The sequence below is a fragment of the Mesobacillus sp. genome (assembly GCF_057785455.1).
In genome coordinates this window covers 152,162-174,452 of the sequence record NZ_JBYNSB010000035.1, presented here as the reverse complement: position 1 = coordinate 174,452, position 22,291 = coordinate 152,162, and the positions used below count along the sequence as shown (strand labels likewise).

General features: G+C 42.6%; 22 protein-coding genes. 19 read left to right on the top strand and 3 right to left on the bottom strand.

Going from position 1 to position 22,291, the window contains the following annotated elements:
- Positions 1 to 289 precede the first annotated feature (289 nt).
- The 7 genes from AC3EBE_RS14735 to phoU all read left to right on the top strand — a co-directional run bounded on the left by AC3EBE_RS14735 (position 290) and on the right by phoU (position 8,544).
- A complete protein-coding gene (locus tag AC3EBE_RS14735; RefSeq protein WP_488595792.1) occupies positions 290 to 1,510 on the top strand; it encodes an MFS transporter in 1,221 nt (406 codons plus the stop codon).
- Positions 1,511 to 1,717: 207 nt separating this feature from the next.
- A complete protein-coding gene (locus AC3EBE_RS14730) occupies positions 1,718 to 3,853 on the top strand; it encodes a peptidoglycan D,D-transpeptidase FtsI family protein (protein ID WP_488595802.1) in 2,136 nt (711 codons plus the stop codon).
- Between the two features lie 219 nt (positions 3,854 to 4,072).
- A complete protein-coding gene (locus tag AC3EBE_RS14725) occupies positions 4,073 to 5,026 on the top strand; it encodes a PstS family phosphate ABC transporter substrate-binding protein (RefSeq protein ID WP_488595791.1) in 954 nt (317 codons plus the stop codon).
- A gap of 114 nt (positions 5,027 to 5,140) precedes the next feature.
- Positions 5,141 to 6,115, top strand: a complete 975-nt coding sequence (pstC, locus tag AC3EBE_RS14720) for a phosphate ABC transporter permease subunit PstC (RefSeq protein ID WP_488595790.1) — start codon at positions 5,141 to 5,143, stop codon at positions 6,113 to 6,115.
- Between the two features lies 1 nt (position 6,116).
- Complete coding sequence (pstA, locus tag AC3EBE_RS14715; RefSeq protein ID WP_488595789.1) at positions 6,117 to 7,001, top strand: phosphate ABC transporter permease PstA; 885 nt, start codon at positions 6,117 to 6,119, stop codon at positions 6,999 to 7,001.
- Between the two features lie 18 nt (positions 7,002 to 7,019).
- Positions 7,020 to 7,847 carry a phosphate ABC transporter ATP-binding protein PstB gene (gene pstB, locus AC3EBE_RS14710; protein ID WP_488595788.1) on the top strand — a complete coding sequence of 276 codons (828 nt, stop codon included), beginning with the start codon at positions 7,020 to 7,022 and terminating at the stop codon, positions 7,845 to 7,847.
- A gap of 37 nt (positions 7,848 to 7,884) precedes the next feature.
- Complete coding sequence (phoU, locus tag AC3EBE_RS14705; RefSeq protein ID WP_488595787.1) at positions 7,885 to 8,544, top strand: phosphate signaling complex protein PhoU; 660 nt, start codon at positions 7,885 to 7,887, stop codon at positions 8,542 to 8,544.
- An 806-nt stretch (positions 8,545 to 9,350) separates the two neighbouring features.
- On the opposite strand, the gene AC3EBE_RS14700 is transcribed toward phoU, so the two are convergent.
- Positions 9,351 to 9,857: a hypothetical protein gene (locus AC3EBE_RS14700; RefSeq protein WP_488595786.1), complete on the bottom strand. Its 507-nt coding sequence runs from the start codon at positions 9,855 to 9,857 to the stop codon at positions 9,351 to 9,353.
- On the bottom strand, positions 9,854 to 10,228 hold the full coding sequence (locus AC3EBE_RS14695) for a hypothetical protein (RefSeq protein ID WP_488595785.1): 375 nt from the start codon (positions 10,226 to 10,228) through the stop codon (positions 9,854 to 9,856). The genes AC3EBE_RS14700 and AC3EBE_RS14695 overlap by 4 nt, the downstream gene beginning before the upstream one ends.
- A 329-nt stretch (positions 10,229 to 10,557) precedes the next feature.
- Between AC3EBE_RS14695 and AC3EBE_RS14690 the strand changes: the two genes are divergently transcribed.
- The 9 genes from AC3EBE_RS14690 to AC3EBE_RS14650 all read left to right on the top strand — a co-directional run bounded on the left by AC3EBE_RS14690 (position 10,558) and on the right by AC3EBE_RS14650 (position 18,249).
- A complete protein-coding gene (locus tag AC3EBE_RS14690) occupies positions 10,558 to 11,019 on the top strand; it encodes a DUF4912 domain-containing protein (RefSeq protein WP_488595784.1) in 462 nt (153 codons plus the stop codon).
- Positions 11,016 to 12,269, top strand: coding sequence for a glycosyltransferase family 4 protein (locus AC3EBE_RS14685; RefSeq protein ID WP_488595783.1), 1,254 nt, complete (start codon positions 11,016 to 11,018; stop codon positions 12,267 to 12,269). The genes AC3EBE_RS14690 and AC3EBE_RS14685 overlap by 4 nt, the downstream gene beginning before the upstream one ends.
- Positions 12,266 to 12,895: a hypothetical protein gene (locus AC3EBE_RS14680; RefSeq protein WP_488595782.1), complete on the top strand. Its 630-nt coding sequence runs from the start codon at positions 12,266 to 12,268 to the stop codon at positions 12,893 to 12,895. The genes AC3EBE_RS14685 and AC3EBE_RS14680 overlap by 4 nt, the downstream gene beginning before the upstream one ends.
- Positions 12,896 to 12,951: 56 nt before the next feature.
- Positions 12,952 to 13,101: a 50S ribosomal protein L33 gene (gene rpmG, locus AC3EBE_RS14675; protein ID WP_016204868.1), complete on the top strand. Its 150-nt coding sequence runs from the start codon at positions 12,952 to 12,954 to the stop codon at positions 13,099 to 13,101.
- Positions 13,102 to 13,559: 458 nt separating this feature from the next.
- Positions 13,560 to 14,129 (top strand): 5-formyltetrahydrofolate cyclo-ligase, encoded by a 570-nt coding sequence (locus AC3EBE_RS14670; RefSeq protein WP_488595781.1) that lies wholly within the window; start codon positions 13,560 to 13,562, stop codon positions 14,127 to 14,129.
- The gene (locus AC3EBE_RS14665; protein ID WP_488595780.1) at positions 14,119 to 14,910 is read left to right on the top strand and encodes a DUF92 domain-containing protein; all 792 of its coding nucleotides are present in this window, start codon (positions 14,119 to 14,121) and stop codon (positions 14,908 to 14,910) included. Before AC3EBE_RS14670 ends, AC3EBE_RS14665 begins: the two co-directional genes overlap by 11 nt.
- Positions 14,911 to 15,031: 121 nt before the next feature.
- Positions 15,032 to 15,985: an L-lactate dehydrogenase gene (locus tag AC3EBE_RS14660; RefSeq protein ID WP_488595779.1), complete on the top strand. Its 954-nt coding sequence runs from the start codon at positions 15,032 to 15,034 to the stop codon at positions 15,983 to 15,985.
- Positions 15,986 to 16,207: 222 nt separating this feature from the next.
- Complete coding sequence (locus AC3EBE_RS14655; protein ID WP_488595778.1) at positions 16,208 to 16,405, top strand: hypothetical protein; 198 nt, start codon at positions 16,208 to 16,210, stop codon at positions 16,403 to 16,405.
- Between the two features lie 302 nt (positions 16,406 to 16,707).
- Positions 16,708 to 18,249 (top strand): rhomboid family intramembrane serine protease, encoded by a 1,542-nt coding sequence (locus tag AC3EBE_RS14650; protein WP_488595777.1) that lies wholly within the window; start codon positions 16,708 to 16,710, stop codon positions 18,247 to 18,249.
- On the opposite strand, the gene AC3EBE_RS14645 is transcribed toward AC3EBE_RS14650, so the two are convergent.
- Entirely contained in the window at positions 18,230 to 19,114 is an 885-nt protein-coding gene (locus AC3EBE_RS14645; RefSeq protein WP_488595776.1) for a hypothetical protein, read from the bottom strand. The two genes, AC3EBE_RS14650 and AC3EBE_RS14645, sit on opposite strands and share 20 nt — an antisense overlap.
- A 170-nt stretch (positions 19,115 to 19,284) precedes the next feature.
- On the opposite strand from AC3EBE_RS14645, the gene AC3EBE_RS14640 reads away from it, so the two are divergent.
- From AC3EBE_RS14640 to AC3EBE_RS14630, 3 genes are all read left to right on the top strand, one after another.
- A complete protein-coding gene (locus tag AC3EBE_RS14640; RefSeq protein WP_488595775.1) occupies positions 19,285 to 20,745 on the top strand; it encodes a spore germination protein in 1,461 nt (486 codons plus the stop codon).
- 216 nt (positions 20,746 to 20,961) lie between these two features.
- Entirely contained in the window at positions 20,962 to 21,177 is a 216-nt protein-coding gene (locus AC3EBE_RS14635; protein WP_488595774.1) for a YqgQ family protein, read from the top strand.
- 7 nt (positions 21,178 to 21,184) lie between these two features.
- Complete coding sequence (locus tag AC3EBE_RS14630; RefSeq protein WP_488595773.1) at positions 21,185 to 22,162, top strand: ROK family glucokinase; 978 nt, start codon at positions 21,185 to 21,187, stop codon at positions 22,160 to 22,162.
- Positions 22,163 to 22,291 lie beyond the last annotated feature (129 nt).

Genomic DNA, 22,291 nt, shown 5'->3' with positions numbered 1-22,291 from the left:
GGCCATTTTACCCCGCAGGAGCAAAGCGACGAGGAGGCTCACCGCACGCCCCAAGAAAAATTTGCTCTTGAAAAAGCCGGCAATTGGGCTTTTTCATAATTTTTCAGAGGAAAGCGAAGCGCCTGGAACGGAAATCAACAGTCTGTTATTGTAACGCTTCTTTAATAAACCATTTAAAAGGAGATTTCAAGAGCAAATTGTTTTATTTCCATTACCCTCCATATTTCGTTAAACTGAATAACGCTTTTTACTTTGTTAGAAACTACCCAAGAGAAAAGGGGAGTCGATCATGAGCAAAGTAAAAAAATTATTAGGAGATATTGAACTTACAAAGGATTTGTCGCTCCTTTTGATTATTGGAGGATTGTACTCATTAAGCATCGCCCTCTCCAATACTTTTGTAAATATATATTTATGGAAGCAATCGGGAGAGCTTGCCGATCTTGGGCTGTATAATTTATCGATTGTCATTGCGCAGCCATTAACATTTATACTTGCTGGCCGATGGGCAAAAAAAGTGGATCGGGTGATTGTTCTCAGGATAGGTGTCATCTTATTGGCGTTATTTTATGTGACAGTGCTGCTTGTGGGGACAAGAGCATCTGATTTTCTGCTGTTATTGGGAGCTTTACTCGGTATGGGCTACGGGTTTTACTGGCTGGCATTTAACGTCCTGACTTTTGAAATCACTGAGCCGGAAACGCGGGATTTTTTTAATGGCTTCCTTGGCATTCTTGGTTCGGTTGGCGGAATGATAGGTCCTTTTGCAGCAGGATTCATCATTTCAAGGCTTGATAAATTCACTGGATATACTGTTGTATTCGGCTTGTCACTGGGATTATTCGCGGTAGCGGTATTCCTGAGCTTTTCTCTGAAACGCCGGCCGGCACACGGGAGGTACTGGTTTCAACGCATCATTACTGAAAGAAAGCATGACAAGAATTGGAGAATGATTACAAATGCTCACTTTTTCCAGGGGCTTAGGGAAGGAGTATTTGTATTCATCGTCTCGGTCTTTGTCTTTATTGCGACTGACAGTGAAATGGCACTGGGTACATACGGTTTGATCAACTCTGGTGTCTCATTCCTGGCTTATTATTTCGTTTCAAGGATGCTGAAAAAAGAATATCGGAAAAAGGCCATATTGGTCGGAGGCATTATCCTGTTCCTGGCGATTTTCCTGATTGTCTTCAGCCCTAATTATTTCAGGCTTCTGTTATATGCAGCAATGATCGCTGTTGCATATCCGCTTCTCCTTGTTCCATATTCCTCCATGACATACGACGTGATCGGCAGGGGCTGGAAGGCTGCTGAAATGCGGATTGAATATATCGTAGTCAGAGAGTTATTCTTGAACCTGGGCCGAATTTTTTCAATTTTGCTGTTTCTGGCATCGATCTCCATTTTTGCTGAAGAAACCATTATCCCTGTCCTGCTTATCGTATTGGGGAGCGGCCATAGTCTGATTTATTTTTTCATCCGCAAAGTTCAATTGAAAGCACCAGCATGACCGGGTATACTCTGCCCGGCTTTTTTAATGTCGTACTGCTGAAAATGATTGGTAAAAGGAAAAATTTCCAGATGATGTTTCTTGATAGAAAAAAATATCAAATTTAGATACAATAAAGGGTAGTGTATGGACATACCAGACTGAAGAGGTGGGAGAGGCTTGGTAAAGAAGAAAAAGAAGAAGACGCATGTGCCATTCAGGCTGAATATGTTGTTTTTTGCTGTGTTTTTATTGTTTTCAATGCTGATTTTAAGGCTTGGCATTGTGCAAATCGTTTACGGGGAAGATTTTAAACGTGAAATCGAGCGTACTGAGGATGTTACAGTGAACAATCCGGTCCCAAGGGGAAAAATGTATGACCGGAATATGAAGACAATCGTTGATAACATTCCTAGCAAGGCGATTACTTATACAAAAAGCCAGAGTACTGAAACGAAAGAAATGCTTATGATCGCAGAGCGCCTGGCAAAATTGATTAAAAAGGATACAAAAGAAGATTTAAAAAAAATCAGGGACAGAGACAAAAAAGACTATTGGATCCTTAGAAATGAAGAGAGGGCAAAGGAAAAGATCAGGGAAGAGGAATGGGATCTTTATGATGAAAAGAAGCTGGATGACAAGCAGCTTTATAATCTTCAGCTTGATCGGATAACGGAGAAGGAATTAGCGGAATTGACTCCAAAGGATCTTGAAATTCTTGCTATTTTCCGTGAATTAATCAGCGGCTATGCTCTTTCACCGCAAATTGTTAAAAAAGATGTTACACCTGAAGAGTTTGCTATCGTCAGTGAGAACCTGGAAATGCTGCCAGGAGTCGATACTACTACCGATTGGGAAAGAGAGTACACCTACGATAAAACCCTGAAATCGATCCTTGGAAAGGTAAGTGACTCTGAAAAGGGATTGCCAAAGGAAAAACTTGATTATTACCTTTCAAGAGATTACAGCCGTAACGACAGGGTCGGCCTGAGCTATATCGAGCAGCAATATGAAGATGTCCTTCACGGGCAAAAAGCTAAGGTGAAAAATGTTACCGACAAAGCCGGCAATGTACTCGATACAAAGGTAATCACCGAAGGACAGCGTGGGAAAGACCTTGTTTTGACTGTTGATATGGATTTACAGCTTGCTGTGGAAAAAATCATTGAAGAAGAGCTGTTAAAGGCAAAACAAGAGCCGAGGACCCGCCTTTTGGATCGGGCTTTTGTCGTGATGATGGATCCGAACACTGGGGAAATCCTGTCATTGGCGGGTAAGCAGATCGGAAAGGATGAGAAGACCGGTAAAACGGTTATGAATGATTTTGCCAGCGGTAACTTCACGACCTCGTACAATGTTGGTTCTGCAGTTAAGGGTGCAACTGTCCTTGCCGGCTTCCATACAGGAGCAATCAGACCTGGGACACAATTCTATGACACTCCAGTTAAAATTGCCGGGACAAACCCGAAGAAATCCTGGAAAGCAGGATTAGGCACACTCGATGACCGGAATGCATTGAAGGTATCCTCAAACGTATACATGTTCATGACAGCCATCAACATCGGCCACGGGAATTATCAATATGATCAGCCATTATGGCTTGATCCCAAGGCCTGGGATACGATGAGGAATTACTTCAGCCAGTTTGGCCTGGGGGCCAGAACTGGTATCGACCTTCCGAACGAGATGGTAGGTTTCAAAGGAATGGAACGGAAGCCTGGTCTTTTGCTTGACTTTGCAATAGGCCAGTATGACACATATACACCGATTCAGCTTGCACAATATGTTTCAACCATTGCAAATGGCGGAACTCGTCTGCAGCCGAGAATCGTGAAGGAAATCCGGGAACCCGTCATGAAGAACAATGAAGTCGGGCCTGTCCTGGAAGAAATTGAACCAGTGATACTGAACAAAGTCGATGCCAAACCGGAATGGTTTGACAGAGTGCAGGAAGGCTTCAGAAGGGTTATGCAGGAACCAGGCGGAACAGCTTATGGTTCCTTCCATAATGCTGATTATAAGCCTGCTGGCAAAACCGGTACAGCCCAGGCAGCCTATGATGGCCCAATAGAGTTTCCTGAAGGACAATCTGCCCCTGAAGTAATGAACCTGAGCATGATTGCATATGCACCTTATGATAATCCGGAAATCGCATTGGCAGTAATGGTTCCCTGGGCATATGAAGGAAGCCAGGGGCATCACGCAAACAATGATATCGGACGCCGGGTTCTTGATACCTATTTTGAGCTTAAAAAGAAGCGCATAGAAGGGAATATGAACCCTGAGCAGCCAGTGCAGGAAATCGAGAAAAAGGAAGAAGGCGCAGACCTTCTGGAAGAAATAGAATCAGAAACTGAACAATAAACTTGATAAAAACTGTCTCTATTGAGGCAGTTTTTTTTTGCGTTGGGCATACTAACTGATACCGGACAAACCTATTTTTATACCTGATTTTTGCCGCCTTTACACAATCGAAAGCTAAATTTACAAAACCTTTACATTCAGTTAAAACCGCGTTAAAAGTTAAGTTTTATTCTAAGCAGGTAGGACAAAACAACCACATCTCGTAGGGGGAATTGAGGAATGAAGAGTCTTAAAAAGATGAGTGTGTTTTTAATGCTGGCAGCTGTAATGGTATTTACTGCAGCTTGCGGCGGTGGAGATAATGATGGCGGAAATGGTGAAGAGCTTGAAGGCAGTGTCGTAATTGATGGCTCAGGAACTGTTTACCCGTTCATGGCAATGATGGCTGAAAACTATATGGGAGAACAAGAAAATGTATCTGTTGAAGTCAGCCGCTCCGGAACATCAGCAGGCTTCAAAAAATTCCTTGCTAAAGACGGAACTGACTATAATGATGCTTCCCGCCAGATTAAGGATGAGGAAAAAGCAAAAGCTGAAGAGCTTGGCATCGAAGTACAGGAAATGAAAGTAGCGCTTGACGGTATTACGATTGTTATCAATAAAGACAATGACTGGGCTAAAGAGCTTACTGAACAAGAAGTAAAAGACATCTTCCTTGCTAGCGCAGGAAAGAAAAAGTGGTCAGATGTCCGTGCAGATTTCCCGGATGAAGAAATTAAGACTTATGGACCTAATGAAAACCATGGAACATACGAGTTCATGTTCGAAAATATTCTTGGAGAACAGGATCTTCCTGAAAACATCAACCTTCAGCAGGATTACTCAACTCTAGTTGACCTTGTGTCCAAAGATAAGAATGCAATTGGGTTCTTCGGTTATGGATATTATGAAAGCAACAAAGACAAGATTTCTGCTGTTAAAGTGGACTTTGGTAACGGCCCTGTGGAACCGTCATTAGATACAATCAAAGAAGATGGCGATTACGCTCCATTCACTCGTCCAGTATTTACTTACCTGAACGTGAATCAGGCTAAAGAAAAGCCGCAGGTTCTGGATTATGCAATCTATACAATGAACAATGCCCAGGATGTTGCTAAGGAAACTGGATTCGCTCCGCTATCCGATGCGGATGTGAAGGCAACCCTTGATACATTGAATGGCTTGAAGAAGTAAACCTTTAACCACAAGGAGATGAGAGGTCAAACCTTCTCATCTTCTTGCGTGTGTTACTATTATTATTTTTTCCCTGGGGTACTATAAGGAAAAGTTCTTCCTTGGATGAGAAGGATGAAAGGGGTTATTCGCGTGGCAAAAAGCGTTGTTCACAATAGCGGTAATAAACTGAACGTACGTGAAATGATTCAGGAAAAAAAGAAGACAAAAAGCATTAATAACACTACTGAAAAATTAATACCGAAGATTTTATTCGGCATAGCAGCAATCTCTGTATTAACAACTATCGGAATTGTACTTACATTATTAACGGAAACAATCGCCTTTTTTAAAGACGTTTCAATAATTGATTTCTTTACAGGAACAAAGTTAAAGCCTTTAGGGGAAAATGCCGTCTTCGGAGTTCTGCCATTGCTGACTGGAACACTCATTTCTACAGTAATTGCGATGCTTGTAGCGATTCCGATCGGCCTTATGACAGCCATATACTTAAGTGAGTATGCCTCAGAAAAAGCCCGAAGAGTTTTGAAACCGATACTTGAAGTTCTTGCAGGGATTCCTACTATCGTTTATGGGTTCTTTGCCTTTACCTTTGTAACTCCGTTATTACGGTCATTTATTCCTGGACTGGAGCCGACAAATATCTTGAGCCCGGGACTTGTCATGGGAATCATGATAATCCCGATGGTTGCCTCCTTATCTGAGGATGCGATGAGCTCTGTTCCGAATGCAATGAGAGAAGGTGCTCTGGCACTTGGAGCAACAAAGCTTGAAGTGACATGGAAGGTAGTCATTCCTGCAGCAATTTCAGGTATAATCGCCTCGTTTGTACTTGGTATATCCAGGGCAATTGGTGAAACGATGATTGTGGCGATTGCAAGCGGAAGCTCAAAAAATTTCACTTTTGATGTTACGCAATCAATGCAGACAATGACTGCTTATATTGTTGAAGTAACCGGCGGGGAAGCGGCCGCTGGCACAACGTTATATTACAGCTTGTATGCTGTCGCGATGACTTTGTTTGTTTTCACATTGATCATGAACCTTGTTGCTCAGTACATCTCTCGCAAGTTCAGGGAGGAATATTAAAATGAAGTATGTAGATGCAAATCAAGTCCAGAAAAAAATGGGCTCTAGATTATTAGCGAATAATCTCGCTAAAGGTCTCTTCCTGCTGGCGACTTTGTTTGGCCTAGTGGTACTAGTGGTACTTATTTATCGTGTATTATCCGATGGGCTGCCTTGGATCAATATCGATTTCCTGACTAACAAATTATCTACGAATCCAGAAAGAGCCGGAATCTGGGGAGCAATTATGGGAACGTTTTGGCTCATGCTTGTTGTGGCTCCTGTTACGATGATCCTTGGCATTGGGACAGCAATTTATCTTGAGGAATATGCGAAAAAAGGCCGTATTTCTTCATTTATAAAAACAAATATCTCGAACCTTGCCGGTGTACCTTCAGTTGTATTTGGTATCCTTGGATTAACTGTTTTCGCGAGAGCACTTGATTTAGGCTCTGTCGTCCTCGCAGGGGGCTTGACAATGGCATTGCTTGTCCTTCCGGTAGTTGTGGTGGCAAGTCAGGAAGCGATCCGTGCAGTACCGCAATTTTTACGCGAAGCTTCATATGGAATGGGAGCAACAAAATGGCAGACAATTAAAAACGTTGTCCTTCCAGCTGCAATACCTGGGATTCTGACAGGTGTAATCCTTGCATTATCCCGTGCGATCGGAGAAACGGCACCTCTAGTTGTAATCGGTATACCCGCTTTGTTAATTCCTGTTCCAGATGGGATTTTTGACAAATTTACGATTTTGCCGGTACAGATCTATTATTGGACCATTGACTCTGCTCTTGTCGCTGAATATGCAAATCTTGCCGCAGCAACAATCGTAATTCTATTGCTAGTTTTGTTTATCATGAACTCAATAGCTATCCTGATTCGAAATAAATTCCAAAAGAGATACTAGTCCAGGAGGTTTTAACAAATGGCGTTGGTTACAGATAAAACGAATTCAACTTCAATTTCAAACGTAAATAATGGTGGTACAAAGGACAATAAAAAAGTCGTTTATGATACAAAGGATCTTAATCTCTGGTATGGTGAAGGCCTTGCTTTGAAAAATATTAATTTAGCGATCAATGAGAATGAAGTAACAGCTATCATCGGACCGTCGGGCTGTGGTAAATCAACCTATATCAAAACCCTGAACCGAATGGTTGAATTGGTGCCGACAGTTAAGATTTCTGGTGAAATACTCTATCGGGGCCGCAATATCCTGGAAAAATCTTACCAGGTGGAGGATTTAAGAACAAGCGTAGGAATGGTCTTCCAAAAACCTAATCCTTTCCCAAAATCAATTTATGAAAATATTGCTTACGGACCAAAAATCCATGGTATCCGTGACAAAAAAGTGCTGGATGAAATTGTTGAAAAAAGCTTAAGGGGAGCAGCGATCTGGGATGAGGTCAAAGATCGTCTGAACCAGAACGCATATGGTCTTTCTGGCGGACAGCAGCAGCGTATCTGTATTGCACGTGCCCTTGCCATTGAGCCGGATGTCATCCTGATGGATGAGCCAACATCCGCGCTGGACCCAATTTCAACATTGAAGGTTGAGGAACTTGTACAGGAACTGAAGAAGGATTTCAGCATCATCATTGTTACTCACAATATGCAGCAGGCAGCTCGTATCTCTGATAAGACTGCATTCTTCCTGAATGGGGAAGTCATTGAATTTGCTGATACCGATAAGATTTTCTCCAATCCTTCTGACAAGAGGACAGAAGATTATATTACTGGACGTTTCGGTTGATTATTTCATACAATTCAGTTGGAAGGATGAGGATTAGATGGTCGTTAGAGGAAAATTTGAAGAAGATTTAAAAACATTGCAGCAAAAATTGCTCGAGCTTGGCAATTTTGCAGTGAATGCACTAAATGATTCATTAACTGCATTAGAAAATAAGGATATTGAACTGGCACTAAAAATTTTGGAAGATGATGCAGATGCCAATATTCTTGAAGAAGAAATAAATGATTTCGCAATCCTGCTAATCGCCAAGCAGCAGCCTGTTGCTGTAGACCTAAGAAGACTGATCGTGGCAATCAAAATCGCCACAGATATTGAAAGGATGGCGGATTTTGCTGTCAATATCGCTAAATCTACTATCCGAATAGGGAATGAACCTCTAGTAAAACCTATAGAGCACATTAAGCAGATGCATCAGCTTTCCGTGGAGATGCTAAAGCTTTCCCTTGAAGCTTTCAATGAAGAGGATCTTGGTAAAGCAAAACAGGTCGCCCAGATGGATGATCAGGTTGATGATCTATATGGTCAGACAATTAAGGAATTATTGACGCTGGCGCAAAGCAAACCGGAACAGCTTGCGCAAATCACACAGCTGTCATTCATCAGCCGCTACCTGGAGAGAGCAGCAGACCACGTAACAAATATTGCAGAACACGTCTTTTACCTAGTAAAAGGAAAAAGATATGACCTTAATCAATAAGATTTAGGAAAGAAGCAGGGGAATTCCCTGCTTCATAGTATGTAAAAAAAGGGCTTGGAATGATTTCATTCCAAGCCCCTTTTTTGCACTTTTGCAGTTTTATTTGTATTGTTGATTAAAAATAGACCAGTCCCTGCCTCATCTATAGTCTGAAATGGGAATACTGTATGACCAGTTGGCAATTTTCTGCAAATATAAGGCAGCGAAATGAAGGACAAATCCATTTTGATTGGATACCGGATAAAACGAATATGCAAGCTGCTTTGTCCTTTCTGCCATTACATAGTAGCCACTTTCGGGATTTGGTTAGCTTTCCTCAATCTTCTTCTATACTTCTTTTTATATGTATTTGGTTCTATCACACTATGTTAGGAAGCTCTGTTGATTGGAATGGAAGACGCGTAGACTCCTCCGAAAATGCTAACGCATTTCCATCGTGCGTGGGCCCATTCGAGGAAGCTTTTCAGAGTCCTGCTGGCGCAGCTGGACAGGTGAGACCCCGGTAGAAATGGCCCGGAAAGAAGGGGCCATTTTACCCCGCAGGAGCAAAGCGACGAGGAGGCTCAGCGCCAGCCCCGCGGAAAGCGAAGCGTCTGGAATGGAAATCAACAGCCCCTATTTACCCTCTAACCAAAATAAGAAACTTCATACCATTAAGGGTTTTTTCGGGTTTGTATACAGTTTCAGAAGCATAAAGAATCCCAGGTTCTTTTTTGTAAGTTGATTTAAAGGAGGCATATAAAAAAAGACAATAGACATCAAGATTTCCATCGAGTGTCTATAGTCTGAAATTTTACATATAAGAACTATCTATTTTTGGTAATAACCTTCGCAATTTGATCATAATCCATTCCGCCGGTCAATTCATAGCGACCGATTTGGACCTTTGTGTGATAGCCCTTGACAATCAGGAATCGTTCGAATTTATTCTCATCATCGATGATACCCTGGCTCTTCAACATGACAGCTACGTCACCCGGTGTCATCCCGCCAGCAATGACAAGCGTGAATTTCTTTTCTTCTTTTGGCTCTTCTTTTACTTCTTTTTCTTCTGCAGGGGGTTCAGCTTTTTCTGCTGGAGCCTCCGCTTTTGGCTTTTTGTCTGCTTTTTCCTCAGGTTTTTTTTCATTCATCTTAGCGAATTCTCCGCTGTCCATGACAGTAAATCCTTTTTTCTCAAGGAGCTGCTTCGCATCTGAAACAGTCAGCTCCTTCTCGGATTGTTGATCCGCTATTACATTGCTTCCTGCCCAAAGGAAAATGGCAGAAAAAAGAATGCCTAATGCGAATGCTTGTGCTGTCCGTTTATTCATACCATCTGTCCTTTATCAATGAATTCATTTATGATTTCTTGTACTTCCTGTGTGGATAGGGATGACTGCTTTGCAATCTGATTAATATCCATACCTTGCTGGGCAAGAGACCAGACTTGATTTTTAATGATATCATGAATCTGTTTTTTTCCCGAGTTGAATGAAGCTTGTCTATCGAAGGCAGAATCACTGACAAGCAATTCTTCCTCCAGCACCTTCAGCTTTTTTTTAATTTGGTATAAGTCCTGGATTTGCTGGATGGTCAGCTGATCAACTTCTTCGCGCAGTTCCTTGTATGGATCCTTCAGGAAAAATGAAAGGATGAAAAGAATGGCTGCGAGGGCAATCAGGCTGAGTATTATGTACCCCATATGTAATTCCTCCCGTGCTGAAATAAAAACACATAGAATTAGTGTACCATTCCATACCGCAAAATTCGATTCATAATTTTTACCTAAAAAAAAATGATAGTTTTGTCATAATATGATTTCCAGAGGCTGTAAACGTTGTCGATTACAGACCATATTTGTAATCCGTTATGACTATATAAAAATATTTGTCCTTGCTTCCATAGTGAATGACTGGAGCTGCAGATTCCGACAAATTGCGTTTATTGTAGCTGTGCAGCTAAAATGCTAACATGAATTTATAGAATATATTCTTAATTTTAACAATATAATTGCAGGTTGGAGGGTGCATCGTGACAGAGCAGAATACTACAGTTTGGAAAAAGACAGACCATCTTTCGGCACGGCTGCTCTCTCCAGGTAAGCTGTTTGTTTTTTGGCAGCTCAGCGAAGAAAAGATAGGGTTCATAGCAAAATACTTCAATATCGAAGAGAAACAGATCGTGATGTCCTTAAGACTTTTGGATGGAGCTTCAGCTGGAAAGAAGACTGGCATGATCCATGAGATGGTCATCAGGCCGGGAACTGAGAGCTGGCTTTTTAAGGGATTGTCAGATAAACACTGCTATTATGCAGAACTTGGGATTATACGGGAAGGGATGTCTTTTTTTCCGTTACTAAGATCGAATACTGTTTCATCACAAAATACTCATGCTGCAAATTCCCCTCGCAGTCAATTTGTTCCTCCCCAATGGGATGGGAAAGTGTCTACCTATACCTATTATGATGATTTGGAAGGGAGCAGACAGAAATGACTCAAGGGAAAACCGATATATCCCGGAAAAATGTACTTATACTTACATGGGAATATCCGCCGCATATTGTTGGAGGCCTGGCCAGGCATGTCCATGCTCTGTCAGCTGAACTAGTCAAGAGCGGCCATGAGATTCATGTCCTTACCTCAAATCCATCCAATGCAGCCAGCTATGAAGAAATGGATGGTGTGCATGTACATCGGGTAGTTCCCTTGAATGCCCAGGATGCTGATTTTCTCTCATGGATTGGGGGACTGAATCTGGCAATGGCAGATTATGCGTTAACAATGGAGAGCCATATCAGGTTCGATATTGTTCATAATCACGATTGGATGACCGGTGCAGCTGCAGGATATATTAGCAAAGCGCTGGAACTGCCGCTGATCAGCACTATTCATGGAACAGAATACGGCAGGAACAGCGGGATTTTTAATGAGCTTCAGGAGTTCATATTCAATAAAGAGAAAGAGCTGGCAGAGTCTTCACAGCATATTATTGTCTGCAGTGAACATATGAGCCAGGAAATCAAGGGGTTATTTGGAATAATTGAATCGAAAATTTCTGTCATTCCAAATGGTGCTTTTATGGAGACTAAGTCTCAAAAAGAAATAATTGCTGATGAGTCATTTCCTTTTATTAAGGGCAGACAAGTGGTTTTTTCAATTGGCAGGATCGTCAGGGAAAAGGGATTTGAAACGATAATCAAGGCAGCTGCGATTTTAAAAGAAACATATCCCGAGCTTTGTTTTGTTATCTCAGGTAATGGCCCACTATTAGATTATTACCGGCAAATGATCAAGAAGCTGTCGCTGTCAGAGTATGTTTATTTCCTTGGGTTCGTCCAGGAGGATGTACGAAAAGGGCTGCTGGGCAGAGCAGATATCGCTGTTTTTGCAAGCACCTATGAACCATTTGGACTGGCCGCTGCCGAGGCGCTCGCTGCAGGTGTCCCGACGATTATTGCTGATACCGGCGGGATGAAAGGCCTGGCGGAACATCTGAAAACAGCCTTCTATACAAAACCGGGTGATGAGAAAAGCTTAGCAGGAATGATTGAATATATCTTAGCAGATGAAATACAAGCGAAACATATTGCCCATCAAGGACAACTAGCCGTCACTTCCAAATTCAGCTGGAAGGAGAACGCGAAATCTACTGAAAGTCTTTATAGCACGCTTGCAGGAAAGCAAGGGGTTTGCTCTGCAGAAATCGAAGAGACCAATACCATACAGAGGAGGGTGTTAAAATGAATCTGAATGCATATGTACGTGAGGAGAATGCAGAAAAAATTCTGCATAGACAGCCTTTAATCTTCACTCCGGGTTTATGGGTCAACGGCAAGGTATACTGGCTTGGTGATTCGACGGAAAAATTGCTCCCTTCGGAGGATTTGTCTATTAAGATGAAACAGGCAAATATACATTCTAAGATAGAATTTTATGATATTTTCGTCACCAACCATTCCCAAACGGACAAGGAAGCAAAACTCATTTTGATGCAGAGCCATTCCGAAACTGCAAATGAGAGTTTTAGCTTTATATCACCAAATGAGAATGTCATATTCCATTTTGCTGATAAACACATTTATCTCGTTAACGGAATGAATAGCTGCGGAAAAATGAAGCAATGTACAGTCCAGCCGATTTGGAATGTAGGGACTGATCGTCTTTGGAGCTGCCAGGAGTCTGGGGTGCTGAATTATCAGCCGATGGCAAAGGGCGCTGCTGCCAGCATCTATGCATTGGATGTTCAAATGGGACCAAGGGAAACGCGAAAAAGCAGCTGCTGGATGATTGAAGGAACCGATAAAAAAACAATTATTCATTTGAATCAAATGCTTTTAAAAAACACACTAGCATTTCCCGACAAAAAGTGATATTATAGAAAAGTCGTATGCACGAACCTAGCTTGAATAGTTTGGAGGGAAAATACATGCGTGTAAACATTACATTAGCTTGCACAGAGTGCGGAGATCGCAACTATATTTCTAAAAAAAATAAGCGAAACAACCCTGACCGTCTTGAGCTAAAGAAATACTGCTCAAGAGAAAAGCGTACAACTGTACACCGTGAAACAAAGTAAGCAGCGGGAATTTTCCCAGCTGCTTTTTTCTTTGTCTAAGGATTTATAATTGGCTGATTTGATTGAGAACAACTGTTGATAGTATTGGAAAAGAAGCGTCTTGGACCGAATTCAGCAGCCTGATTTTAATAGAGACTTTCTTAAAAGGAATGTAAGTAAATTTCAATACTTATTCTGGAATGTGTTTAGTCAGCATTCCGCCATTATTTGTCGAAATCCCGCAACTTTCACCTGATATTCCACAGAATTTTGTCGAAATCCTGCAAACTGGAAATAATCAGTGGTTTTTTTCAGCTGCTTTGTACATGCAAAATAGCACCCAGCCCATAAGAACCTGACTCATAATTATCACCCTAACGGCGTTCGTCTATTGCAGAGAATTAGCGCCTTTTTAACGAAAGAAAATAATGGTAGAGTAAATACATAGAATAATTTTCATGTAAAAGGATGATGCGGCAATGGATGATAAAAAGGAACTCCGAAAACAGGTCAAAGATGTGCTGAAAGCCCTTACGCTTCCTTTGTATGAGGATTGGTCCCTTCTGATAGCGGAACAGCTTTATATGGATGAGGATTGGAACAATGCTGCCACGGTGGCGATTACTATCTCAAGGACTCCCGAGGTGGATACCTGCCAAATTATCAGAAAGGCCTGGGAGCAAGGGAAGAGAGTGGTCATCCCCAAATGTGAATCTGAATCGCGCACTATGGATTTTCGTCAGTTAACCCGATTCTCACAGCTGGAATCTGTTTACTTTGGCCTGTATGAGCCGATTGTTTCTGAAACTGAATCTGTCAGTCACGAAGAAATTGATTTAGTCATCGTCCCAGGGTTAGCTTTTGACAGAAGCGGCTACAGACTCGGCTTCGGCGGCGGTTACTATGACCGTTTCCTGGCAAACTATCATGGCAATACACTATCTCTTGCATTTGAAAAACAGATTGTTGACAAGGTCCCGAGGGAAAAGCATGATATCCCCGTACGGAAGATCATTACCAATCATGAGGTAATCAAGGTTGAAAGCTGAAATATATCTAATGATTCTTATCATTGCTGCTATCAGTTTCATATCGAAGTATTTTAAGCTTTTAACTGCATCCGGCGGTCTTGCTGCATTTCTGACAGGCTTCCTGATCTGGATTGGATTCGATATAAAGGGTTTGGTGCTGCTTGGGATATTCTTTCTTACTTCCAGCCTGCTCTCCAGGTACAAGCGGAGGAAGAAGGCATATTTGGGGGAGGTACATGAAAAAGGATCTGCCAGAGACTGGGCACAGGTAGCGGCAAATGGCGGGACAGCTGCTTTGGCGGGACTTGGCAATCTGTTGTTTCCCGACCCAGCATGGGTGCTGCTATTCTCGATATCCCTCGCCAGTGCCAATGCGGACACCTGGGCATCAGAGCTTGGTGTTTTGAGCAAAAGAAATCCGGTTTCAATCAAAACCTTGAAGAAAGTGCCAAGTGGAACCTCTGGTGGAATTTCCGGATTTGGGACAATGGCAGCGGGTGCAGGGGCGCTGGTAATTTCGCTCTTTGCTTACTTTCTTTTTGCCATCGATTTTTCGTGGGCAGCAGGCATTTTTCTGTTTGGCTTCGCGGGCTCTATCATTGATACAATTTTAGGTGCCTTCATACAGTCGGGCTATAAATGCCGGGAATGCGGATTGGACACCGAAAAAACCATTCACTGCAGCGTGCCGACAATGAAAATTAAGGGATATAAAGCAATCAACAATGATGCTGTCAATTTTATTTCATGTTTTGGCTCCGCCATTGCGGGAATGTTTTTTATATGGTGGCTAAGATAAAATGCAGTAAACAATTGTAACAAAATGTTTATATTGATATCGTTTCCAGCCATACATATTCTTTGTTCAATAATGTACTATATTGAAGAGAGGAATCTGTCCATTTAAGGAGGATGCTGTTATGAAAAATCGAGTAAATCGAGTGGTGCTTGTAGGAACTGGTTTTGTAGGCTCAAGCTATGCCTTCGCTATGGTGAACCAGGGAGTAGCAGAGGAGCTGGTGCTTGTAGACTTGAATAAAGAAAAGTCCGAAGGGGATGCGATGGATTTAAACCATGGCATGGCGTTTGCACCTTCACAGACAAAAATCTGGTTTGGTTCGTATGCTGATTGCAAGGATGCCGACCTTGTCGTCCTTTGTGCAGGTGCCAATCAAAAACCTGGTGAAACAAGGCTGGACCTCGTTGAAAAAAATGCAAAGATCTTCAAGAGTATTGTGGATGAAATAATGGCCAGCGGCTTTGATGGAATTTTTCTGGTGGCAACGAATCCAGTGGACATCCTTACCTATGCAGTATGGAAATTCTCCGGACTGCCTAAAGAGAGAGTCATCGGATCGGGCACAATCCTTGATACAGCGAGATTCCGTTTCTTGCTGGGTGACTATTTCAAGGTTGATACGCGGAATGTCCATGCTTATATCATCGGCGAGCATGGCGACACAGAGCTGCCTGTCTGGAGCCATGCAGATATCGGGGGCAAGCCAATCTCCAATATGATGAAGGACGGCGAACAATATAAACAGGATGACCTGGAAGACATTTTTGCAAATGTGCGTGACGCTGCATACCACATCATTCAACGCAAGGGTGCAACATATTATGGAATTGCGATGGGTCTTGTCCGCTTGACTAAAGCAATTCTTCATGATGAGAATTCTATCCTGACGGTATCCGCCCACTTGAACGGAGAATATGGCCATGAAGATATTTACATCGGAGTGCCTGCAATCGTAAACCGCAGCGGGATCAGGGAAATTGTTGAGCTTTCGCTGAATGATGAGGAGCAAAAGAAATTTGATCACTCTGTAGAGGTTTTAAGGAAGGTCATGGATCCGGTGTTAAAGAGTGAATAAGCAATAGCGCATGGGCTTAAGTTTCTTAAGAAGGGGTTTGGAATCAGCTGGTTCCAAATCCTTTTTGCCTTTTAAATCGTCAAGTTCTACTGAAGCCATTTTGTTGATTTTTTTAAAATGTAACCGTTTTCTTCTATTATATATGTAACTTTTGGAATGTATTTCTTTGTCGGCAGGATAAAAGTCTATACTTTTTCCTAAACTAAAAGAGGAGGGATTTAAATGACAAGAAAAATGATATCGATATTCATGTTGGGTCTCGCAGGTTACTTCCTGTTCGAAAACAGGTACCGAGTCATGAATGTCTTGCTCGGCAACAGGTTCCTGAGGACGCTGGCAGTCAGTTCGATCATGGGCCTTCCAGGAGTCAGGAGCAAGATGATGCAATCCGTTTTCTCAGGACCATCAGAATTCCAGTAAAAAGACCCATTGTGGTCTTTTTTCTGGTTTATACTGCCACTAAGATTAATGGTTGGGAAAGTTTTCATGCGCCGGCTTTGCGGCTGTTTCAATTTGAGGATAAAGCAATTTCCTTTACGGGGGAGCGAAGAAGGATTTTTGTAAAGACACACAATAGGTGCTGCTAAGCTGCTTTCAAGCCTATATATGCCTTGTGTAATGAAATTTAGTTTATAATATTTTTGTAGAGAAAAAATGAATTGTCCACATACATATCAATATATAATTAAAGCCAGTTATTCAGGCAGGAAGTAGGGGAGAAATTGTCTTTTACGGAGGAATATGTTTTTTGGAAAGTGGCAGATTACCTGATTGATCAGGAAGGGTATAGGATTTTGCAGCTTTCAAGGAGCCATGGGGAACTGTGGCTCGAGAAAATGGAAAGCAAGCAGGTACAGGTGGTCCGTTTGCTTCATTATCATATTGACTGGAGCAATTGGCTTCAGAGGGATATAGAAATGACTGCCGAAAATGGGGCTAGTATCCGAAAACAACTTGGGAAAAATAAAGAGTTAAAGATATTGAATCTTTACTTTACCGCCTACGTACCTGTTGATGATTACGAATTCCGCCTTGCTAACCCTTACTTGTCTGCTGACGGAAAGGCAGAAGTAAAAAGCCTCTTAATTGACCGTGAGCATGGACCTGCTGCCATACAATCGCTTGAAGGGCTTTTTGATGCACCAATTAATATTCAAATAAATAATGAATTATCAATGCAGGAAATAGAAGATATAAAGAACAATACTCTAACGAAAGCTGCAGATCGGGCACGGGCAGAGCAATCAGTCTTTAACTACGGCAAGCCGTTTTTCACCTATCTGTTCATTGCTGCACAAATCGTTGTATTTCTCATTATGGAAGCTGCTGGCGGCAGTACAGATACTGCAAACCTGATAAAATTTGGGGCGAAGTTCAATCCCCTGATTCTTGAAGGGGAATGGTGGAGGTTTTTTACACCAATCTTCATCCACATTGGCTTGCTGCATTTACTGATGAATACAATGGCACTATTTTATCTGGGCACATTAGTGGAAAGGGTATACGGGAATTTCAGGTTCCTGGTTATCTATATTTTAGCCGGCTTCGGGGGAGTGCTTGCCAGCTTCTTGTTCAGTCCTAATCTTTCAGCTGGAGCAAGCGGAGCCATATTTGGCTGCTTTGGAGCCTTGCTGTACTTTGGGATTATTAATCCTGGATTGTTTTGGAGGACACTTGGCCTTAACATCTTGATTGTCCTTGGTATCAACCTTGTGTTTGGATTCACTCTTCCTGGAATTGATAATGCTGGCCACCTGGGAGGCTTGGCAGGTGGATTCGCTGCTGCCGGGATTATGCACCTACCCAAGAAAAAACGTCCCTGGATGCAGATTGCCTTCCTGGCTGGTACCATTGCGATCGTGTTTTTTTCACTGCAATACAGCTTCAGCGGCAAGGCAGAAATTGTTGATGAACAATCAGTAATTGTCCTGGCGCAGCAGCATATCAAGGCTGAAGAATACGATAAAGCCGATGAACTGCTCTCTTCCTATTCAGAAAAGGAAAGTCCGTCGGCCCGTACTCTGTTCCTTTTATCCTTTGTGGAAATAAAGCAAAATCAGCTGGGGGATGCCAAGGAGCATCTTCATCAGGTGATTAAAATGGAACCAGGCTTCCACGAAGCCTCATATAATTTGGCCCTTATATATTTTGAAGAACAGAATTACATTGAAGCAGAAAAATATGCACAGAATGCAGTGGAGCTAAAACCTGATCAACAGGATTATCAGGATACACTGGCCGATATCAGGAGTTACCTGGAATAAGCTGTTTAAGAACGATGCTTTCTCCGTCTTTCGTCTGGGTGACTACTAATAAATGGCTTTTATTTTTTGAAACCAAAATAAGCGGCATGGTGCTATCGAGCGGGTCAACTGCAGCACCATCGCTTTTTTTTATGCCCAGGTAATAATTTTTATACAGGCCTTCCCACAGCCTTCCGAGGATGACTGCGGTTTCCCCTTGATTAAAACCCGGGAACGGCTGGTCTTCATATTTCCGCAGTTCGTTCAGCGGAATCATGATATAGCTGTTCGTGTCAATCTGAAAAGTTTTGGCCGCTTTTGCAAGAGTCTTGTTGATTCTGTTATCCGTACTTTTATCCAGTACTTGCTTCCACTCTCGTTCCTGATTGTTTTTTGGAGCCCTGAATGAGCGCAGCGGACTGAAACGTGAATCGATTACATACAGCATGTCTTCTGACATCCTTTGGGCGCTGGTAATGATGTCATTTGGTCCATGCAGTTCTGAATAATGGAAAGTGATTGCATCATACCGCGCACTTTCTCCCGCAGAAAGGATTTGTTCCTGTGTCAGGTTTGCCGTATTTTCTTCCCACTTGGCTGTCTTTGCCTCTAATACCCCATTTACAAATAAAAGACCTAAATCCTGCCTTAAATATGCTTTACGATCAAGAGTCGAACTCAATTTCCAATCCACCTGATGCTTATTGTTTTGTTTTTTATTCAGCAGTGTCAATGTTGTATTTGCCATTCTGTACTGCACGGATTCATCTATTGGGAAAAACGTAATGGTTTCCAATGCTGGCTTCAGGAGCTGGAGCTGGAGCAGAAAGGCTGACAATACGATGGCCAGCCCGGATACGCTGATAAAAATCATTTTTTTTCGCATGAGATCCCTCTTAACATTCAAAATGGTTTGTCCGGTATAACACTATATGAACCTGATCCGAGAGACATGCAGATAAGTATGTTTTTCGTTTTCTTTGGCTATGATGGTGAAGTGAAAAAGTCAGGAAAATTATGGTTCACTCCTGTAATGAAAGGTGTTTGAGTAGTGTTATGGCGGAAAAAAAGAAGCATCCTGTTCAAGAGAACCTAAAAGAAAATATAAAGTTCCTAAGAGAAGAGCTCGGCATTGGCAAAAGCTTTGATGTCATCCAGCTTGATGTAGAATATGCAGGCAGGGACATGGCCCTCTTTCTCGTTGATGGATTTGCTAAAGATGATATATTGCTTCACATAATGAAGCTGCTCGCAAAACTAGAAGAAGGTACTTTAGAGGCTGACACCCTTAAAAAGCTCGTGAAAAGATATATCCCTTATGTCGAGGTAGAGACAACAGATGATCTTGATAAGGTTGCTGATATGGTGCTAGCTGGGCCAACTGCTCTTGCCGTTGACGGGATCTCCGAAATAATCCTCATCGATGCGAGAACCTATCCTGTCCGGGGACCACAGGAACCGGATACAGAAAGAGTTGTCAGGGGATCCAGGGACGGATTTGTAGAAACGCTTGTCTTCAATACAGCCCTGACAAGAAGAAGAATCAGAGACAGGACGCTGAGAATGGAATATATGCAAGCCGGGCGCAGGTCAAAGACAGACATTGTCATATGTTACATAGAGGACATTGCGGATCCTGATATGGTTAAGAAGGTTAAAGAGTCAATCAGTAAAATTGATACAGACGGCCTGCCGATGGCCGAAAAGACGATTGAGGAATTTATTTCCGGGCGCCACTGGAATCCATTCCCTACTGTAAGGTATACAGAGCGTCCAGATACCGCTGCTGTACATCTTTATGAAGGCCATGTTTGTATTATCGTCGATGGGTCGCCGAGCGTGCTTATAACACCAACTACCTATTGGCACCATTTACAGCATGCTGAGGAATACCGCAACAAGCCTGTTGTCGGAGCCTATCTTCGAATGGTGAGATTCCTGGCAGTATGGTCTTCCTTGTTCCTGCTGCCGTTATGGTACTTGTTTGCTGTCAGGCCAGAATTGCTCCCTGACAAGCTATCCTTTATCGGGCCGAATGACCCCGGGCAAATACCGCTGTTCCTCCAGTTTTTCCTGATTGAAATCGGAATTGATGTCTTAAGGATGGCGGCGATCCATACACCGACTTCACTGGCTACAGCGCTGGGCCTTGTAGCTGCACTGATGATTGGACAGGTAGCTGTAGAAGTTGGCCTGCTGACGAATGAAGTCATTCTGTACCTCGCGATTGCAGCGATAGGCTCATTTGCGACCCCGAGCTATGAAATGAGCCTTGCCAACAGGCTAGTACGGCTGCTGCTGCTTATTTTAACCGCGGCATTCCAGCTGTATGGTTTCATAATAGGCTTCGTATTGTTCGTCATTATGCTGGCAAGGATGAAATCTTTTGGCGTGCCATACCTTTGGCCCTTCATTCCGTTCAACTTCAGAGCCTTCAGGGATGTGCTCGTGAGGTCACCAATCCCGCTGAAAAACAGACGGCCGCGCATTTTACATCCGCAGGATCCTGACCGGTAAATTCAAGAGCAGCCAATGGCTGCTTTTTGTTTTTAGCTGGTGAGAAGTTTAATGATCGCCTACAATCTGATGCAATGGTCAATGTGGATAAAAAGTGGCAGCTATAGTGAAGAATTATAATAAAATCCTGCCCGCCTACTTGAGGAGACTACTGGTATCCTTTATACTTATGTATGGTAAAATGCTCTTATTTTCACAAACAACGAGGGGAAAATATTGAAAACGATTTATGAAATCCAGCAATTCCTGAAAAGATTTGGGACAATCATTTACATCGGTGACAGAGTGTCTGATTTAGAACTTATGGAAACCGAGTTAAGGGAGCTTTTTCATTCCCAGTTGGTTGACACTAAAGACTATCAGAACGCATTGTTGCTGCTAAGGCATGAAATACAGCTGCAAAAAGAAAAAAACGCAAACAGAAAAAGGTGACGGTAGAATGGCTGAAAAATGGCTGGTTGGAGTAGATTTAGGCGGAACAACAACAAAGCTTGCATTCATTAATCCTTACGGAGAAATTCTTCATAAATGGGAAATCCCGACAGATATCTCTAATGAAGGGAAGAACATCACCCTGAATATCGCAAAATCGATTGATATGAAGCTTGAAGAGCTTGGTCATGAAAAAGATCAGGTTATGGGTATTGGAATGGGCGCACCGGGTCCTGTCGATTTGTCATCAGGTGTGATTTTTGAAGCGGTGAATCTCGGCTGGAGAGAGCCATATCCTTTGAAGGATTTGCTTGAGGTTGAAACCTCGCTGCCTGCTGTTATTGATAATGATGCGAACTGTGCAGCGCTCGGTGAAATGTGGAAGGGTGCCGGCAATGGCGCTAAGGATATCGTCTGTGTCACATTAGGTACAGGTGTAGGAGGCGGAGTCATTGCCAATGGCGACATTGTCCATGGTGTGAGCGGAGCAGCGGGAGAAATCGGCCATATCACTTCACTTGCAGAGGGTGGAGCTCCATGCAACTGCGGCAAGACAGGATGCCTCGAGACGATTGCCTCTGCGACTGGAATAGTTCGGCTGGCACAGGAAATGCTGGACCAAAACAACCCAAGCGGTGAGCTGGCGGAAATCTATAAGAATACAGGCCTGGTAACTGCGAAGGATGTTTTTGATGCAGCGAGAAGAAAGGATGAAGCTGCATTGATCGTGATCAATACCGTTGCACTTCATTTGGGGATTGCGCTGGCAAATATCGCGAATACAATGAATCCTGAAAAAATCGTCCTTGGTGGCGGAGTTTCCAGGGCTGGCGATGTACTTCTGAATCCGGTAAAAGAACAATTCTTAAAAAACTCTTTCCCGAGAGTTGCCCAATCAACAGAAATCAGTATTGCTACATTGGGAAATGATGCTGGTGTCATCGGAGCCGCCTGGCTTGTAAAGAATAAAATCGGAAAGTTTTAATAACGGAAGGGAGTTTTCTTTTTATATGAGAAAACTCCCTGTTTTTGTCTGTGACTAAAGATTCAATTTTCGGAATTTGGACAGTCGTGAAACTTTTTGAGGTTTAAATCGTCTATAATGGTGGAAAAT

Coding starts and splice junctions, on each gene's coding strand:
- pstA (WP_488595789.1), top strand. CDS start 6,117: ATGAAGTATGTAGATGCAAATCAAGTCCAGAAAAAAATGGGCTCTAGA.
- AC3EBE_RS14645 (WP_488595776.1), bottom strand. CDS start 19,114: ATGCGAAAAAAAATGATTTTTATCAGCGTATCCGGGCTGGCCATCGTA.
- AC3EBE_RS14660 (WP_488595779.1), top strand. CDS start 15,032: ATGAAAAATCGAGTAAATCGAGTGGTGCTTGTAGGAACTGGTTTTGTA.
- phoU (WP_488595787.1), top strand. CDS start 7,885: ATGGTCGTTAGAGGAAAATTTGAAGAAGATTTAAAAACATTGCAGCAA.
- AC3EBE_RS14655 (WP_488595778.1), top strand. CDS start 16,208: ATGACAAGAAAAATGATATCGATATTCATGTTGGGTCTCGCAGGTTAC.
- AC3EBE_RS14685 (WP_488595783.1), top strand. CDS start 11,016: ATGACTCAAGGGAAAACCGATATATCCCGGAAAAATGTACTTATACTT.
- pstC (WP_488595790.1), top strand. CDS start 5,141: ATGAAAGGGGTTATTCGCGTGGCAAAAAGCGTTGTTCACAATAGCGGT.
- AC3EBE_RS14670 (WP_488595781.1), top strand. CDS start 13,560: ATGGATGATAAAAAGGAACTCCGAAAACAGGTCAAAGATGTGCTGAAA.
- AC3EBE_RS14730 (WP_488595802.1), top strand. CDS start 1,718: ATGTTGTTTTTTGCTGTGTTTTTATTGTTTTCAATGCTGATTTTAAGG.
- AC3EBE_RS14735 (WP_488595792.1), top strand. CDS start 290: ATGAGCAAAGTAAAAAAATTATTAGGAGATATTGAACTTACAAAGGAT.
- AC3EBE_RS14630 (WP_488595773.1), top strand. CDS start 21,185: ATGGCTGAAAAATGGCTGGTTGGAGTAGATTTAGGCGGAACAACAACA.
- AC3EBE_RS14640 (WP_488595775.1), top strand. CDS start 19,285: ATGGCGGAAAAAAAGAAGCATCCTGTTCAAGAGAACCTAAAAGAAAAT.
- AC3EBE_RS14680 (WP_488595782.1), top strand. CDS start 12,266: ATGAATCTGAATGCATATGTACGTGAGGAGAATGCAGAAAAAATTCTG.
- AC3EBE_RS14725 (WP_488595791.1), top strand. CDS start 4,073: ATGAAGAGTCTTAAAAAGATGAGTGTGTTTTTAATGCTGGCAGCTGTA.
- pstB (WP_488595788.1), top strand. CDS start 7,020: ATGGCGTTGGTTACAGATAAAACGAATTCAACTTCAATTTCAAACGTA.
- rpmG (WP_016204868.1), top strand. CDS start 12,952: ATGCGTGTAAACATTACATTAGCTTGCACAGAGTGCGGAGATCGCAAC.
- AC3EBE_RS14695 (WP_488595785.1), bottom strand. CDS start 10,228: ATGGGGTACATAATACTCAGCCTGATTGCCCTCGCAGCCATTCTTTTC.
- AC3EBE_RS14700 (WP_488595786.1), bottom strand. CDS start 9,857: ATGAATAAACGGACAGCACAAGCATTCGCATTAGGCATTCTTTTTTCT.